Here is a 16,963-nt window from a genome sequence, read left to right as displayed (position 1 = left end):
GTCATCGTCACAGCGCCGCGATCGCCGCGGCCAGCGCCGTGACCTCCGCCGCCGGCTGGCTCCACGATACCACCATCCGCACTTCCCCCGCCGCCCAGTCGTAGAAATCGAACCCCTGCGCCCGCAGCGCCGCCGCCTCGTCCGGCGTCATCGCCAGGAACAGCTCGTTCGCCTGCACCGGATGCAACAGCCGGCCACCCGCCGCCTGCGCCAGCGCCGCCGCGCCCGCATTGGCGGCATGGGCATTGTCCAGCCAGATGCCGTCGCGCAGCATCGCCAGGATCTGCGCCGCCGCGAACCGCCCCTTGGACAGCAGGTGCCCGGCCCGCTTGCGCCGCCGCAGCGTATCGGCCGCCAGCGTGCGGTCGAAGAAGATCAGGGCCTCCGCCGAGAGTCCGCCATTCTTCACGAAGCCGAAACTCAGCACCTCGACTCCCGCTCGCCAGGTCACCTCGGCCGGCGAACAGCCGACATGCGCGACCGCATTGGCAAAGCGGGCCCCGTCCATATGGAATCGCCAGCCCCGCGCCTTGGCCAGTGCACCCAGCGCTGCTACTTCGTCCGGCGTATAGGCAAGGCCATATTCCGTGGCGTTGGTGATCGACAACGCGTGCGGCTGCACCCGGTGGACGTCGTTGGCGATCGCATCGGCGACCCCCGCCACCCCGACCGGGTCCAGCTTCGCCCCGCGCCCGTCGATCAGCATCAGCTTGGCGCCATGGGTGTAGAATTCGGGTGCGCCGCCCTCGTCATTCTGAATATGCGCATCGCGGTGGCACAGCACCCCGCCGTGCGGCGGCACCATGGCCGCCAACGCCAGGGCATTCGCCGCCGTACCCGTCGCCACCCACATTGCCGTCACCGGCGTTTCGAACAGCTCGGAAAACGCCGTGTCCAGCGCCTGTGACAGCGCATCGCCGTCATAGGCGGTATCGACCGGATTGGCGGCGACGATCGCGTCGAGAACGGCGGGATGGGCCGGTGCGGCATTGTCGGAGAAGAAACGCATCCTGCGCCTCTATCGGTCCCGACGCCCGCGATAAAGTCCGTTCCCGCCCTTCTTCGTCATTCCCGCCCCCTTCGTCATCCCGGCGTCCGCCGGGGTGACGAAGGGGGCGAATGGTCCGATGAAAGTCACGACAGAAACCGCAATCTTGCGTTCCCACCCAAGCCGTTGCACCTTCCGGCACCGATCAGAAGGATCCTGCATGTACCGTCTCGCTTCGACCTTGGCCTTGCTCCTCGCCTCCACCACTGCTGTTGCGCAGCCCGCGTTCGATCCCGCCCGCATCACCGCCGATGTCCGCACCCTGTCCAGCGACGCGTTCGAAGGCCGCGGCCCCGCCACGCCCGCCGAAACCCGGACGGTCGCCTATATCGTTCGGCAGATGCAGGCCGCCGGTCTCCAGCCCGGCGGCACCCCGGATGCGTCCGGAAAGCGCGGCTGGACCCAGGACGTACCGCTGTTGCGCTCCGAAATCACCGGCACGCCGACCCTCGGCATGACCATCGCCGGCACCGCGACCCCGCTGACGCAAGGGACCCAGATCGCGGTCCGCGCCGCGTTGACGGGGCAGAAGCAGGTCGCCATCCAGAACGCCCCGCTTGTGTTCGTCGGCTACGGCGTCGCCGCGTCCGAACGCAACTGGGATGATTTCAACGGTCAGGATCTCAAGGGCAAGATCGCGGTCGTCCTCATCAACGATCCCGATTTCGAAACCGGACAGGGCGATTTCGGCGGCAAGGCGATGACCTATTATGGCCGCTGGACCTACAAATATGAGGAAGCCGCCCGCCGCGGTGCCGCCGGCATCCTGATCGTCCACGAAACCGCACCGGCCAGCTATGGCTGGGCGACGGTCAAGAACAGCAACACCAACACGATGTTCGACATCGTCCGCACCAATCCGACCAGCAGCCACACCGCGATGGAAGGCTGGATCCAGCGCGATCTCGCGGTGCAGCTGTTCAAGGCATCCGGCCTGGATTTCGATGCCGAAAAGGCGAAGGCACAGACCCGCGGCTTCCGCCCGGTCCCGCTCAAGGCGACGTTCACCGCCCGCTATGCCGTCGATGCGAAGGTCATCACGTCGAAGAATGTCCTTGGCCGCCTGCCCGGCACCACCCATCCCGACGACACGGTGATCTACTCCGCGCATTGGGATCATCTCGGGATCGGGCAGCCGGATGCGAAGGGTGACCGCATCTATAATGGCGCGGTCGACAATGCGACCGGCGTCGCCGCCCTGCTCGAACTCGGCCGCGCCTATGCAAAGGCGCCGCGCACGGCCCGATCCGTGGTGTTCCTCGCGGTGACGGCGGAGGAGAAGGGCCTGCTCGGCTCTGAATATTATGCGGCCAACCCGGTCTATCCGCTCGGCCAGACCGTCGGCGTCCTCAACATGGATTCGATGGCGGTCACCGGTCCGGCCCATGATTTCGGTATCTCGGGCAGCGCGAAACTCGGACTGCTGGACATGCTCACCGCGGAAGGCACGAAGCGCAACCGCCGCTTCTCGCCCGAACCGCATCCGGAGGCCGGCAGCTTCTACCGCTCCGATCATTTCCCGATGGCCAAGCGCGGCGTGCCGGCGATTTCGTTCGACGGCGGCAGCGACCTGGTCGAAGGCGGCGCCGCCCGTGGCGAGGCGCTGAGCCGCGCCTATGTTCAGGATCGCTATCACCAGCCCGCCGACGAATGGAGCCCGGATTGGAACCTGGCCGGCATGACCGCCGATCTCGATCTGCTCTATGCGGTCGGCCATGATCTCGCCAGCGGCACCGCCTGGCCGAACTGGAGCACCGACAGCGAGTTCCGCGCCGAACGCGACAAGACCGCCGCGCAACGCCGCTGACCGACCGCCCCCCGGAAACACCGCCCTGCCACCGGCGCAGGGCGGTGTTTCCGAAACACTTGCGCCTACCCCCGCCTCCCGCTTACGTTCACGTAAAGAACCAGAGAGGATTGCCGGATGGATTTCACCCTGAACGATCGGGAGACGCATTGGCGCGACCGCGTCCGTGCCTTCATCGACACGGAAATCCGCCCGCGCGATCCGGATTATCATGCGCAGCAGGCGGAGGGGGAACGCTGGAAGATCCTTCCCGTGATCGAGGATCTGAAGGCGAAGGCGCGGGCGCAGGGGCTCTGGAACCTGTTCATGCCGCCCTCGTCCGGCCGCACGCCGGTCGACGATAGCATCGCCTTCGACGGCCCCGGCCTCACCAATCTCGAATATGCGCTGTGCGCGGAGGAGATGGGGCATCTCGAATGGGCATCGGAGGTATTCAATTGCTCCGCGCCCGACACCGGCAATATGGAGGTGTTCCACCGCTACGGTACGCGCGCGCAAAAGGAACGCTGGCTGCTGCCGCTGATGGCGGGCGACATCCGCTCCGCCTTCCTGATGACCGAACCGGCGGTCGCCTCGTCCGACGCCACCAACATCGAAACCCGCATCGATCGCGATGGCGACGATTATGTGCTGAACGGCCGCAAATGGTGGTCGTCGGGTGCGGGCGATCCGCGCTGCAGGATCGCGATCGTGATGGGCAAGTCCGATTTCGGCGCCGCCCGGCATCAACAGCAATCGATGGTGCTGATGCCGCTCGACGCGCCCGGCGTGCAGATCCTGCGCCACCTCCCCGTCTTCGGCTATGACGACGCGCCGCACGGACATATGGAAATCCAGCTCACCGATGTCCGCGTCAATGCGGAGGATGCGATGCTGCTGGGCGAGGGTCGCGGTTTCGAAATCGCGCAGGGCCGGCTTGGGCCCGGCCGTATCCACCACTGCATGCGCACCATCGGCGCAGCGGAGGAGGCGCTCGCCAAGATGACGCAGCGCCTGCTGTCGCGCACGGCCTTCGGCAAGACGCTGGCCGAACAGTCGGTCTGGGAACAGCGCGTGGCGGAGGCACGGATCGATATCGAGATGTGCCGCCTGCTCTGCCTGAAGGCCGCGGACATGATGGACAAGGTCGGCAATAAGATCGCGCAGAACGAGATCGCGATGATCAAGGTCGCCGCACCCCGGATGGCGCTGCGCATCATCGACGATGCGATCCAGGCGCATGGCGGCGCCGGCGTCACCAGCGGCTATGGGCTGGCCAAATCCTATGCCGGCATCCGCACGCTCCGCCTCGCCGATGGTCCTGACGAGGTTCACAACCGCTCCATCGCACGCAGCGAATTCGGCAAATATCGTGCACGCTGAGACCGCTTCCCCCTTCCTTCCCCTCTCCCGCCGGGAGAGGGAGGGGCCCATGCGCCCTTGCGAATGGGAGGGTGAGGCCAGCACCAGGCCCGTTCTCTCCACCATGGGAACACACCCATGACCCAAGACATCGATTCCACCCGCCTCACCCCATGGCTGGAGGCGCACGTCCCCGGTTTCCGGGGGCCTTTCACCCTCACCAAATTCCCTGGGGGCCAGTCCAACCCCACCTACCGGATCGATGCGGCATCGGGCGGCTATGTCCTGCGGCGCAAGCCGTTCGGCCCGCTCCTGCCCTCCGCGCATGCCGTCGACCGCGAACATCGCCTGATCGCCGCGCTGCACCCGACTGCGGTCCCTGTCGCGAAGCCCTATGGCCTCTGCACCGACGATGGTGTGATCGGGTCGATGTTCTACGTCATGGAACTGGTCGACGGTCGCACCTTGTGGGACGGCGCGCTGCCCGGCCTCGATCCCGCGGCGCGACGCGCCACCTATCACGCGCTGATCGATACGCTCGCCGCGCTCCACGCGGTCGATCCCGATGCGGTCGGGCTCGGCGACTATGGCCGCCCGGGCAATTATTTCGAACGCCAGGTCGGGCGCTGGACCAAGCAATATCGCGCGTCCGAAACCGAACGGATCGACAGCGTCGAACGGCTGATCGACTGGTTGCCGCGCACCCTGCCGCCGCAGGACCGGACCGCGATCGTCCACGGCGACTACCGCATCGACAATCTGATCTTCGCCAACGATGGGCCGCAGGTCGTCGCGTTGCTCGACTGGGAACTCTCGACGCTTGGCGATCCGCTCGCCGATTTCTCCTATCTGCTGATGAACTGGGTGACGGAACCCGAGGGCCGCTCCGGCCTGCTCGGTCTCGACCTGCCGGCACTGGGCATCCCGACGCTGGACGAAGCGGTCGCGCGCTACTGCGCCGCCACCGGCCGCGACGGCGTGCCCGATCTCAACTGGTACTTCGCCTATAATCTCTTTCGCCTGACCGGCATTGTGCAAGGCATCAAGAAACGCGTGGCCGACGGTACCGCCTCCAGTGCCAAGGCCGCCGAAACGGCGGCACGCGTCGTCCCCCTCGCCGATGCAGCCTGGGCATTCGCCCAAAAGGCCGGTGCCTGACCTCTGCCGTCCCGCTCCCTTGCGGGAGCGGGGGCAAGGCCGGCTCCGTCCCAAGACCATACCCTCCGGGCAGAGGGATAGAGAAGGAAGTTTCATGACCCTCTTCGACCTTACCGGCAAAGTCGCCATCATCACCGGATCCTCGCGTGGCATCGGCAGGGCGATCGCCACTGCCATGGCCGAACATGGCGCCAGGATCGTCATCTCCAGCCGCAAGCAGGATGCCTGCGACGCGGTTGCCGCCGAACTCAACGCCGCGCACGGCGATGGCACGGCGATCGCCATCGCAGCGTCGCTGTCGTCGAAGGACGCGCTGCAGAACCTCGTCACCGAAACCGAACGGCAGTTCGGCCGCATCGACGTGCTCGTCTGCAACGCCGCATCCAACCCCTATTATGGTCCGATGGCGGGGATCGAGGACGACCAGTTCCGCAAGATCTTCGAAAACAACGTGCTCGCCAATCACTGGCTGATCGGGATGGTCGCTCCGGCAATGGTCGAACGCAAGGAGGGCTCGATCATCATCGTCTCGTCGATCGGTGGCCTCACATCCTCCAGGACCATCGGCGCCTATAATGTCTCCAAGGCCGCCGATTTCCAGCTCGCGCGCAATCTCGCCGCCGAATTCGGTCCCGCCGGCGTCCGCGTCAACTGCATCGCCCCCGGCCTCGTCCGCACCGATTTCGCCCGCGCGCTCTGGGAAAATCCCGATACGCTGAAGGCGGTGACCCGCCACACCCCGCTGCGCCGGATCGGTGAACCGCATGAAATCGCCGGCGCCGCAGTCTTCCTCGCCAGCCCTGCCTCAACCTTCATGACCGGCCAGGCCATCGTCGTCGACGGCGGCTCCACCATCGGCGTCGGCCTGTAGCCTGGGGAGACCGGCAACATACCGGTGGAGCTTCAGACGCGCTGAACCACACCGGATCTCCGTTCACGGGATTTGGCGCAGGTCAGGCGGACAAGGGATGCGGCGATGGCCGATGCCGCTGATCCGGTTCCGTGTCGGGCACCGCGACCTTCAGCCAGAGCGCGTAGAGCGCAGGCACGAACATGAGCGTCAGAACGGTGCCGACCGCCACGCCTCCGATCAGCACGAAGGCGAGCGGACCCCAGAAGGTCGAGAAGGTCAGCGGGATGAACGCGAGCACGGCGGCCAATGCGGTCAGGATCACCGGGCGCGCGCGCCTGACGGTCGCCTCGATGATCGCGTCATAATCCGACCGTCCGGCCGCCTTGTCCGCCTTGATCTGGTCGACCAGAATCAGCGTGTTGCGCATGAGAATGCCCGACAGGCCGATCAGCCCCAGGATCGCGGTAAACCCGAAGGGTTGGCGGAACAGCAGCAGCGCCAGCACCGCGCCGATCAGCCCCAATGGTGCGGTCGCGAACGTCAGGCCAAGAAGCTTGAAAGACCCGACCTGCAGCATCAGGAAGAACAGGGTCAGGCCCAGCATGATCGGCGCGACGGCGCCGATCGCGGCGTTCGCCTTGGCCGCCTCCTCCACCGATCCACCGGTACGGATCGTATAGCCGGCCGGGAGCGTGCCCCGGATCGCGTCCAGCCGGGGCAGGATCGCGTTTGTCGCGTCGGGTGGCTGGACCCCGTCGGCGGTATCGGCGCGCACCGCAATGAAGGGTTCGCGGTTCCACCGGATCAGCATCGGCTCGCCCGGCTCGACCGCGATGGCGCCGACATTGGACAGCGGCACGCGGTCGCCCATCGCGGTGACGAGCGTGATGGACTCCAGCCTAGAGGGGTCGGTCCGGTCCGCGTCTGCGCCCCTGACGCGCACGCCGACCGTACGGTTGCCGTCACGGACCTGCGCCACCGGCTGCCCGGAAAGCGCCGCTCCAACCTGACGCGCCGCCGTTTCGGGCGACAATCCGATCGACGCCAGCCGGGCCTGGTCGAAGTGAACCCGCAACTCGGGGGTTCGTTCGCCATATTGGAGATGGGGATCGCGCACGGCGGGGCTTGCCGCCATCGCAGCGCGGACCTGCTCTGCGATAGGCCGAAGCCGGGCGAGATCGGGACCGTGGACGCGGAACACGACCGGATATCGGATCGGCGGGCCGTAGAGCAGGCCTGATGTCCGTACCCGTGCTTCAGGGAAGCGGCCGTCATCGGCGGCGCGCCGAACCTTTACCGCCAGCGCGTCACGCGCCTTGGCGTCGGGCGTCTGGACGACGACCTTCGCGAACGACGGGTCGGGTTGCTCCGGATTGAGCGCGAGGAAGAATCGCGGCGCGCCCCCGCCGACATAGCTGTCGACGGTGTCCGCTTCGCTTTGCCGCTGGAGATACCCTTCCACGCGCTGAACCGCGCGCCGGGTGGCGGTGATGCTGGAACCATGCGGTAACTGCACATCGATCAGCAGTTCCGGCCGGTCGGACGTCGGGAAGAACTGCTGCTGGACAAGCCCCATGCCGGCGGCGGCCAGCAAGAAGGCGGCCGCGGTCGCGATCACCACCGTCTTGCGGCGAACGACGGCGCGCCCGATCCAGTGGCGCAAGCGGCGATATCGTGGGGTGTCGTAGATCGCGTCATGGCCGCCGGCGACCGGTTCGATATCGGGCAGCAGCTTCATGCCAAGATAAGGCGTGAAGTAGACTGCCACGAGCCAGGACATGATCAGGGCGAACCCGACCACCCAGAAGATGTTGCCGGCATATTCGCCGGACGAGGACGCCGCGAAGCCGATCGGCACGAAGCCGACAATGGTGACCAGCGTACCCGACAGCATCGGGCCGGCGGTCGCGCCCCAGGCGAACGTCGCCGCCGCCATGCGGTCCAGCCCCTCCTCCATCTTCACGACCATCATCTCGATCGCGATGATGGCATCGTCCACCAGCAGCCCAAGCGACAGGATCAACGCACCCAGGGTAATCCTGTCGAAGTCGCGCCCGGTCGCCAGCATGATCACGAACACGGCTGCGAGCGTCAGGGGCACCGACGCTGCGACGACGATGCCGACCCGGAACCCCAGCGCAATGAAGCTCACGGCCATGACCACCGCCAGGGCGACCGCAAATTTGATCATGAACTCGCCATAGGCGTGTTCGATGACGGCACCCTGGTCGGAAACATGCGACAATTCCAGCCCGACCGGCAGTCCGCCGCGGATCGCCTGTACCTCGCGCTCAAGCGCCTTGCCGAGGTCAAGACCGTTCCAGCGTGGCTTCATGACGACGCCCAGCATGAGGGCAGGTTCTCCCTGATGGCGCAGGTAGAAGGACGCCGGGTCCTCGTACCCACGCGTCACCGTCGCGACATCGCCGACGGTCAGCACGCGCCCGCCGGCGGCGACCGGCAGCCGGCGGATCGCATCGACATCGGTGAACGCCCCGTCCAGACGGACGCGAAGCGACGGGCCCGATGTCTCGATGACTCCGGCCGACGCGACGGCATTTGCACGCGCGACTGCGGCGGTGACATCGTCCACGCTGATCCCCGATGCCTGCAGGCGCGCCTGATCGAACCCGACGAAGATCCGCTGCGCGCGCTCGCCGATGATGTTCACCTTGGCGATACCTGGCACCGATAGCAGGCGCGCCCGCATCGTCTCTGCAATCTGGACCAGGCGTCGTTCGGGAAGACCCCGTGCCTGCAGGGCGTAGAGCCCGAAATAGACCTCGGAAAACTCGTCGTTGAAGAAGGGACCCTGCACGCCGTTCGGCAGGTTAGGCGTATCGTCGCCCAGCTTCTTGCGGACCTGATACCATTGATCCGCGATCGCGGCGGGCGGCGTGCCGTCGCCCAGCGTCACCTGCATCACCGTCGTGCCAGGCCGTGAAATGGTCTCCACGCGATCGAAATAGCGGATCTCCTGCAGCCGCTTCTCCAACCGGTCGGCGACCTGATCCTGCATCTCCTGTGCGGTGGCGCCGGGCCATGCCGCCGCGATCACCATGGTCTTGACCGCATAGGTCGGGTCTTCGGCACGGCCGAGCTTGAAGAATGCGATCAACCCGGCGACGGCGACCGCGATCAGCAGGAAGAGCGTGATCGACGGTTGCCGTACGGCGGCAGCGGACAGGTTAGGACCTCTCACTTCGGCAACCCGCCCAGGCGCACGCGCTGGCCAGCGGAGAGGAGATGCGCCCCGAGCGCCACGACCCGGTGACCTGCCGGCAAACCGGTCACCAGCGCTTTTTCGGCGTCCATGGACGCGATGCCGATGCGGTGAAACGCCACGGTCCTGTTCGGCTGGATCAGCCAGACGCCGGTCCCCGCGCCCCGGTCGACAAGGGCGCCGATCGGCAGCGCGACCGGTCGGCTTGCCCGTTCCCGGCCCGCGAACCGTAGCGTCACGGTCGAACCGATCGGCGCAGTCGCGCCGTCATGACCCAGCGCATAACGGGCCTCGAATGTCCGGGTCCGGGGATCGGCCGCTGCGGACAATTCCCGCAGCGTGGCGGGGAAGGCACCACCGTCGTAGACCTGCGCCGTAGCAGTCTGCGGCAGCGACGCTCTCAACGCCTCCGGCACCGCGATGACCGCGTCGCGCTCGCCGCTGCGGGCCAGCCGCACGATCGGCTGACCGGGCGAAACGACCTGCCCCGGTGCGGCGACCAGCTCCATGACGACCCCGTCGGCATCGGCGATCAGGCTGGCATAGCGGCGCTGATTGCCGGCGACACGCGCGCCGGCGCCAGCAGCGGCAAGCCGCAACCGGGCGGCGGCGAGTTCGGCGGCGGCCGTGTCGGACGCCGCACGTACGGCATCATATTGCTGGGGTGCGATGCCGCCAGCCCCGACCAGAGGCCGCAACCTGGCCTCATCCGCCGCAGCGCGGGTCGCGGCCGCTTTTGCGGCAACAACCTGCCGCGCGGCAGCGGCGGCCTGAGCCGTCGCCTGCTCGGCAGCGAGGCTGAGGTCGGAAGCATCGATCCGGGCGAGCACCTGTCCGCGGCGCACCGTCTGGCCGAGCCGAACCGGCCGCGCGACGATCTGGCCGCCGACGCGGAACGACAGCATCGCGTCATACCGGGCACGAACCTCGCCGGTCAGCGATCTGCCATTTTCCGTGCCCTCCTGGACGACGATCGTCGCAACCAGCAGGTCGGGGCGCGAGGCGTCCTTCTCGCCGCAACTTGCAAGCAGCAGACTCAACCCGCCGGCCATCAGCAGAGTAACGACGCGGCGCATGTGGTTCCCCGGTGTCCCAAATCCCCGACACTGGTTAGTGATGTGTGACGATTACGTCAATCCGTCACCAGGCTTGGCTCAGTTTCGCGCCAGACCGCGCAGCGCCAGATCGGCGATATGCCGCGCGTGCCTGTCCAGATCATGCGCGGCATGAAGATGCTCCAGCACGGTCGGGTGCGCGAACGGGACGAGCGCAATCCAGATCGCGTCGACGACATCGCCAAGCGGTGTACGGGTTTCGAACTCGCCCGATGCACGGCCCGCTTCGATGATCCGTTGCGCGGCCTGGCGCATGCCTTCCTTGTGCCGATCGATCGCCGGCCATTGTTGATCCAGGCTGGTGCGGATCATGTCGTGAAGTTTGCGATCCTCGAAGTACAACGCCATCGACCGTTCCAACAGGACGCGAAACAGGCGGCGCAGGCGCTCGGACGCGGGGATATCGGCGTCGCACACCTCGTCCAGCGCGCCGCCGACGCGGGCGACCAGTTCGGCCACGATCGCCTCGCAGATCGCGAGCTTGGACGAGTAGAATTTGTAGATATAGGCAGTCGAGATACCAAGATCGGACGCGACGTCGCCGACCGTCGTCTTGCCAAACCCATAATGACGGAATCGCGCTTCCGCCGCGGCAAGAATACGGTCCCGCACCTCGTGCTCCGGCGCACCGCGGACACCTCGGACGCCGCCAACCTCGTCTGTGCGCACGATTTTCGCCATCCTCCCTATGTGCGGTAAGGGCTGGCTTAGTGCAAGGCTTGACACGAAGTGACATTTTAGGACATTCGTCACACATGCGCAGCCTTTTGCTTGTTTCGCTTGTCGTCGGCCTTGCCGTTCCCGGTTCGCCCGCGTGTGCGCAGCCCCCGGCGGCGAAGACGGGCATCGAACAGGCCGAAGATCCGGCGGGTCCGGCCTGGTGGCATGTTCTGGGTGATCCGATTCTCGCCAGCATCGTCGAGCGCGCGCGTACGGACGGGCTGACCGTCGAAATCGCGGCCGCAAGGCGCGATCAGGCGCGTTCGGTCGCCCGTTCCACGCGGGCCGCGTTGCTGCCTTCGTTCGGCGCATCGGCCGGCGCAGGGGCGGTCCGGCAGTCGCTGGAAGACCCCGCCATCCGGCCCTTTTCGCGTTTTCCGGGGTTCGAACGCGACGTACAGCGCTACGACGCCCGCATCACGGCGCAGTGGGAGGTCGACCTGTTCGGCGCCGGGCCAAGGATCCGGGCGGCGCGTGACCGGGAAGAGGCGATGCGCGCGGAACTGGAGGCGGCGCGCGTTGCGGTCGCCGCGGACGCCGCACTGGCCTACTTCAATCTTCGCGAACTTCAGGCGCGGATCGGGATCGCGCAAGCACGCAGCGCCAGCCTTGCGCGGCAACGGACGGCGCTTCGCCTGCGCGTCGCCGCCGGCACGGTCGCCCGTCTTGATCTCGACCGGCTGGACGGAGAGGCCGAGAGCGCTGGCGCGGCCGTGCCGGTGCTTCAGGCCCTGGCAGCCGGCGAGGAGGCCCGGCTGGGCGTACTCGTCGCAGACCGGGCCTTGGCGGCGGAGGCGGGGACCGCCGATCCGCCATCGGTGATCGCCAATCCTGCATCGCTCGTCCCCGACATGCTCCAGGTTTCGATCGCGCGCCGCCCCGACGTGAGAGCGGCTGAGCTTCGCGCCCGCGCCGCCGATGCGGATATCTCGGTCGCCAGGTCCGCCCGCTGGCCCAGGCTCACGCTCACCGGCCTCATCGCGACGATCGCCACCGCGCCGGCATCGCTTTTCACATCCGCCGCCACGGCCGCGCAGGGCATTGGCGGGATCGGATTGAACCTGTTTGATTTCGGCCGGATCGACGCCGCGATTGCCGGCGCCCGCGCCACGCACCGGGAGGCCCTGGCAAGATACCGTCTGACAGCTCTCCAGGCGCAGGCGGAGGTGGAAACCGCTGCGGTCGCCCTCGTGCGGCGCCGGCAGGAGGCGGAGTATCAAGCGGCGGCGGCGATGTCCTTCACGCGGGCGGAGACGACCGCGCGTCGGACCTATGACGCTGGTGCGCTCGATCTGACGGTTCTCCTGGATACCGAGCGTGGAGCCCTTCAGGCCCGCGAGAATGCGATCCTGGCACAGACGTCCGCGCGTCGCGCGCTCGTTGATCTGCTCAGGGCCACCGCGGGGTCGATTTCGGCAGCGGCGTCTTGACGCTCATCGACTCAACGCCCGTCGACGCGACCCGGTGATCGGGACGCAGCCCGCCAGCCTCCGCGATCAGAACGGGAAAAAGATCGGGATCACGGCCACCCCCACTGCCCAGCTCACGATGTTCAGCGGCACGCCGACTCTCACAAAGTCCATATACCGGTAGTGGCCAGCCTGAAAAACGAGCACGTTGGTCTGGTATCCGAACGGCGTTGCGAAAGCGGCGCTCGCCGCTATCATCACGGCGATCAGAAACGGCCGGGGCGCGACGCCGAGACTTTCGGCCAGGGCGACCGCGACGGGGGTCGAAAGCACCGCCAGCGCCGCATTCGACAGGAACTCGGTAGCGAACAGCGTGACCCCGTAGAGGATCGCCAGTGCGGCCAGCGGCCCGAACGGACGGATGACGTCGATCGGCAGCCCCGTCCCGGCAGCGGCAAGGCCCGTCACCTCGATCGCCAGACCGACCACCATCATGCCCGCTATCAGCAGCAGCACCTCGGGGCGCAGCCCGGCATAGGCTTCTTCCGGACTGATGATCTTCAGCAGGATCAGCAGCACGGCGCCCGCGAACGCTCCCGCGGCGATGGAGGTGACTCCCGCCGCCGCGGCCAGGATGACCGCAAGGAAGACCGCGAGGGAGATCATAGCTCTTTTCAGGTCGAACGGGTTCTCGATGCCGAACATTTCGGGATCGCCCAACGTCTCGTCGCCGGTCTGCTCGTGAAGCTTCCGCCTCGGACGGGTGGGGCCGTCATCGGCTTGCGCCAGCAACCGCCCGCCGATCAGGAATAGATAAAGACCACCCGCGGCAGCGACGATGAGGCCGACGGGCGTGATTTCGAACACCCCGAACACCGGCTGCCCGGCATTGCTGGCCATGTCGTTGACCAGCAGGTTGGTGGACGTGCCGATCAGCGTGCAGGCGCCACCCATGATGGTGACGTAGCTCAGCGGAATCAGGAACCGCTTGGGCGACAGGTTCAGCGCATTCGCGACATCCTTCACGACCGGCGCCGCAAGCACGACGATGGGCGTGTTGTTCAGGAACGCCGACGCGGCTCCGCACAAACCCAGGATCAGCCACAAGCCCACACTTCCCAGCCGGGCGCACAGCTTCGTCGCCTGCCGGATCAGAAGCCCCAGAAGACCCGACATTTCGATCGCGTAGGCGATGATGAAGAGGCAGGCTAGCGCGATGATCGCGGGACTCGCGAACGCCCCCTGGACCTCGACCGGGCGAATGACGCCCCCTCGCCAAACGGTTATCGCATGCTTCTGGAAGGCCGGATCGCGGCGTTCAGCAGCAGGCAAGCGATCGCGTGCCATGCCGGTGGGCCAGACCAGCGCCCGGTCTGCATCATCGCCATGCAGCGCGATCGCGTCGCGTTCGAGGACACCAACGACACCCTATTGAGCGAGTGGCGACCGAGATAAGGCGGCTTTGACCGAATAGGGCGGGCGCAGTGACCCACGGCGCCGGCCGTCCGCCGAAAAATGGGACCGCGCTCGCCGGCTACGCCTGCGACACATCGCACGATTTACCAACCTTTCGATCTATTCGCCACTTTCCGAGTGATTTTCCGGAACTGGAAAGGTCTTTGAACAGGAAATATCCCGGAAGCCGCCACATTCCGCACTTGGCACGCCTGTTGCAAAACTCCTGACATCGCCAGCCATCACGGCCGGCACATCTCAGGGAGCCTTCACATGACCATCCTCGCCCGCACCTTCGCCGCCACCGCCGCGCTGCTGCTGTCCACCACCTGCGTGATCGCCGCGGTCGGCCCGATCCACACGCCCGCCGCCATCGTGCACATCGCCTGAACCCGTGATCGGAAAGGACCGCATCATGACCCGTTTCGCCCTCGACAAACGCAATGCCCGCATCATGGGCGTTTGCGCCGGGATCGCCGGCAGCACCGGCGCCGATCTCCTGCTGGTCCGGCTTGCGACCGTGCTGCTGACGGTCGTGCTGCTCGGCCCGGTCGGTATCGCGGCCTATCTCGTCGCCGGCTTCTGCGCCCCCGAGCGTGCAGTCTGATCTCCCAGCCAGCGTGCGGCGACATCGGGGGAGACTTTGCCGGCGTCGCGGTCGACCATGAAATTGGCCTGCCGCATCGCCGCTACCGGGATCGCCCCGATCAACGGCCGCAACGCCGCCTGCAACCGCGCATCGCCGGCGCGGCGCCCGCCCACCAGCAACAGCGCGTCGTAGGACGGCACCGCCCGCTTCGGATCGGCCAGCACGCGCAGGCCGTCCGCCGCGATCCGCCCGTCGGAGGAGAAGGCGGAAATCACATCCGCCTGCCCGCCCGACAGCGCCCGGTACATGAAGGTCGGGCTGTAGGCGCGGCTGTCCGCGAAACGCAGGCCATAGGCCGCCCGGATCGTCCGCCATTCGGGACGATCCAGAAATTCCAGGTCGGACGCCAGCCGCAATCCCGGCGCGATGCCGGCCAGGTCGGCGATCGACATCACCCCCGCGCGCGGTTTCATCGCCAGCGCATAGGCATTTTCAAATCCCAGCGCGCCCACCACCCGCGCGCCGTGCCGCGCGCGCAGCCAGCTGTCGATCGCCGCCGCCATCCGTGGCGCCGCCGGCGTATCATGCCGCTGCATCGCATTGGTCCAGATCGTACCCGCATAATCGACATAGACGTCGACCGCGCCATCCTCCAGCGCATGCAGCGCCACCGCCGACCCCAGCCCTTCGCGGTACCGGACGGCATAACCCGCCTGCTCCAGCCGCCCGCCGATCAGCCGGGCCAGGATATACTGCTCCGAAAAGTTCTTCGCGCCGATCACGATCGCCGGCCGGGACGGCCAGTAGCGATAGGCGGCAGCCCCCCCCACCACCGCCAGCAGCAGGGCGGCCGGCCCCAGCACGCGCCAGCGACTGCGCGTCGCCACGCCGGCCTCCACCAGCCCCAGCAACGCATCGGTCCCCAGCGCCAGCACCGCGCTCGCCAGGCAGCCGACCAGCACCAGCGCGGTCGTCTCGGTCTGCAACCCCGCGAAGATCAGGTTGCCGAGCGACGGATATCCGACCGTCGTCGACAGCGTCGCCGCGCCGATCGTCCACACCGCCGCGGTGCGGATCCCCGCCATCGCCACTGGTGCGGCCAGCGGCACCTCCACCAGCCGCAACCGTTGCGCGGGCGTCATGCCCAGGCCATCCGCCGCCTCGATCACCGCCGGATCGATTCCGCCCAGGCCGGCGATCACGTTGCGCAGGATCGGCAGCAGCGCATACAGCGTCAGCGCCAGCAGCGACGGCAGGAAACCGAGCGCCGGGATCCTCCCACCCACCAGCGCCGACAACCCCAGCAGCGTCGGATAGAATAACGCCAGCAAGGCCAGCCCCGGCACGGTCTGCACCAGCGATGCGAAACCCAGTGCGATGCGGCGCAGCACGGGCCGCCGCGTCGCCGCCACCCCCAGCGGCAGGCTGATCAGCAATCCCAGCACCAGCGCCGCCGCCGCCAGCAGGATATGCGACGCCGCCAGGGCCGGCACCTGTGCCAACGCGTCGTTCATGACGCGGCCAGCGCCTGCAACCGCGCCGCCTGGGCGCGCGGCACCGCCACCAGCGCCGCCGCGGGGCCATCCGCCGCGCGCAGCATCTCCACTGGCGTCCCGTCCGCCACGATCCGGCCTGCCGTCATCGCCAGCACCCGGTCCGCCAGCAGCAACGCCTCCGCCATGTCATGCGTCACCATGATCGTCGTCAGCCGCAGCCGGTCATGCAATGCGCGCACGGTTCGCCCGATCTGGTCGCGCGTCACCGGGTCCAGCGCGCCGAACGGCTCGTCCATCAACAGGATGCGCGCGTCTCCCGCCAGCGCGCGCGCCACGCCCACCCGCTGCTGCTGCCCACCCGACAGCGCGCGCGCCGGCCGCGTCGCCATTGCCGGGTCCAGCCCGACCTGCTCCAGCAACCCGGCCACGTCCGGCATCGCCGCGCCCAGCCGCGCCCGGATCGCGATATTGTCCCCCACCGACAGATGCGGGAACAGCCCGACATTCTGAAAGACATAGCCGATCGACCGCCGCAGCACCGCAGCATCGCCGGCGGCGACATCGTGCCCCGCCACCGTCACCCGCCCCGCATCGGGCGCGACCAGCCGGTTGATCATCTTCAACAGCGTCGATTTGCCCGATCCCGACGTGCCGACCAGCGCGACGAAGCTGCCCGCCGCAATCTCCAGCGTCACCGCGTCCACCACCGCGGCGTCGCCATAGCGCTTCGTCACGTCCCGGAATGCGAT

The 16,963-nt window shown here is 67.5% G+C and carries 13 protein-coding genes; 6 read left to right on the top strand and 7 right to left on the bottom strand.

Annotated elements, in window-relative coordinates; genetic code table 11:
* Window positions 1-7: 7 nt before the first annotated feature.
* Window positions 8-1,009: a threonine aldolase family protein gene (locus VF649_RS00315; RefSeq protein WP_331009951.1), complete on the bottom strand. Its 1,002-nt coding sequence runs from the start codon at window positions 1,007-1,009 to the stop codon at window positions 8-10.
* Between the two features lie 199 nt (window positions 1,010-1,208).
* On the opposite strand from VF649_RS00315, the gene VF649_RS00310 reads away from it, so the two are divergent.
* From VF649_RS00310 to VF649_RS00295, 4 genes are all read left to right on the top strand, one after another.
* The gene (locus tag VF649_RS00310) at window positions 1,209-2,855 is read left to right on the top strand and encodes a M28 family metallopeptidase (protein ID WP_331009950.1); all 1,647 of its coding nucleotides are present in this window, start codon (window positions 1,209-1,211) and stop codon (window positions 2,853-2,855) included.
* Window positions 2,856-2,972: 117 nt separating this feature from the next.
* Window positions 2,973-4,217: an acyl-CoA dehydrogenase family protein gene (locus VF649_RS00305; protein WP_331009949.1), complete on the top strand. Its 1,245-nt coding sequence runs from the start codon at window positions 2,973-2,975 to the stop codon at window positions 4,215-4,217.
* A gap of 117 nt (window positions 4,218-4,334) precedes the next feature.
* Window positions 4,335-5,354 carry a phosphotransferase family protein gene (locus VF649_RS00300; RefSeq protein WP_331009948.1) on the top strand — a complete coding sequence of 340 codons (1,020 nt, stop codon included), beginning with the start codon at window positions 4,335-4,337 and terminating at the stop codon, window positions 5,352-5,354.
* Window positions 5,355-5,448: 94 nt separating this feature from the next.
* Window positions 5,449-6,225 carry an SDR family oxidoreductase gene (locus VF649_RS00295; protein WP_331009947.1) on the top strand — a complete coding sequence of 259 codons (777 nt, stop codon included), beginning with the start codon at window positions 5,449-5,451 and terminating at the stop codon, window positions 6,223-6,225.
* Window positions 6,226-6,307: 82 nt separating this feature from the next.
* Here the strand turns inward: VF649_RS00295 and VF649_RS00290 are convergent, their stop codons facing one another.
* The 3 genes from VF649_RS00290 to VF649_RS00280 form a co-directional block, all read right to left on the bottom strand.
* Window positions 6,308-9,409: an efflux RND transporter permease subunit gene (locus VF649_RS00290; RefSeq protein ID WP_331009946.1), complete on the bottom strand. Its 3,102-nt coding sequence runs from the start codon at window positions 9,407-9,409 to the stop codon at window positions 6,308-6,310.
* Entirely contained in the window at window positions 9,406-10,506 is a 1,101-nt protein-coding gene (locus tag VF649_RS00285; protein ID WP_331009945.1) for an efflux RND transporter periplasmic adaptor subunit, read from the bottom strand. Before VF649_RS00285 ends, VF649_RS00290 begins: the two co-directional genes overlap by 4 nt.
* 78 nt (window positions 10,507-10,584) lie before the next feature.
* Window positions 10,585-11,157: a TetR/AcrR family transcriptional regulator gene (locus tag VF649_RS00280; protein WP_331009944.1), complete on the bottom strand. Its 573-nt coding sequence runs from the start codon at window positions 11,155-11,157 to the stop codon at window positions 10,585-10,587.
* 143 nt (window positions 11,158-11,300) lie between these two features.
* Here VF649_RS00280 and VF649_RS00275 point away from each other — a divergent pair, with 143 nt between their 5' ends.
* A complete protein-coding gene (locus VF649_RS00275) occupies window positions 11,301-12,695 on the top strand; it encodes a TolC family protein (protein ID WP_331009943.1) in 1,395 nt (464 codons plus the stop codon).
* A gap of 66 nt (window positions 12,696-12,761) precedes the next feature.
* On the opposite strand, the gene VF649_RS00270 is transcribed toward VF649_RS00275, so the two are convergent.
* Window positions 12,762-14,039 (bottom strand): SLC13 family permease, encoded by a 1,278-nt coding sequence (locus VF649_RS00270; RefSeq protein ID WP_414713617.1) that lies wholly within the window; start codon window positions 14,037-14,039, stop codon window positions 12,762-12,764.
* A gap of 505 nt (window positions 14,040-14,544) precedes the next feature.
* Here VF649_RS00270 and VF649_RS00265 point away from each other — a divergent pair.
* On the top strand, window positions 14,545-14,736 hold the full coding sequence (locus VF649_RS00265) for a PspC domain-containing protein (protein ID WP_331009941.1): 192 nt from the start codon (window positions 14,545-14,547) through the stop codon (window positions 14,734-14,736).
* Here VF649_RS00265 and VF649_RS00260 read toward each other — a convergent pair.
* Both VF649_RS00260 and VF649_RS00255 read right to left on the bottom strand, forming a co-directional pair.
* On the bottom strand, window positions 14,694-16,232 hold the full coding sequence (locus tag VF649_RS00260) for an ABC transporter permease/substrate-binding protein (protein WP_331009940.1): 1,539 nt from the start codon (window positions 16,230-16,232) through the stop codon (window positions 14,694-14,696). The genes VF649_RS00265 and VF649_RS00260 overlap by 43 nt on opposite strands.
* Window positions 16,229-16,948, bottom strand: a complete 720-nt coding sequence (locus VF649_RS00255; RefSeq protein WP_331009939.1) for an ATP-binding cassette domain-containing protein — start codon at window positions 16,946-16,948, stop codon at window positions 16,229-16,231. Before VF649_RS00255 ends, VF649_RS00260 begins: the two co-directional genes overlap by 4 nt.
* Between the last annotated feature and the right edge of the window lie 15 nt (window positions 16,949-16,963).

Source organism: Sphingomonas sp., from assembly GCF_036387535.1.
Lineage (GTDB): Bacteria > Pseudomonadota > Alphaproteobacteria > Sphingomonadales > Sphingomonadaceae > Sphingomonas_R.
Note: the sequence above shows the minus strand (reverse complement) of the source record. Positions and strands in the feature narration are given on the sequence as shown.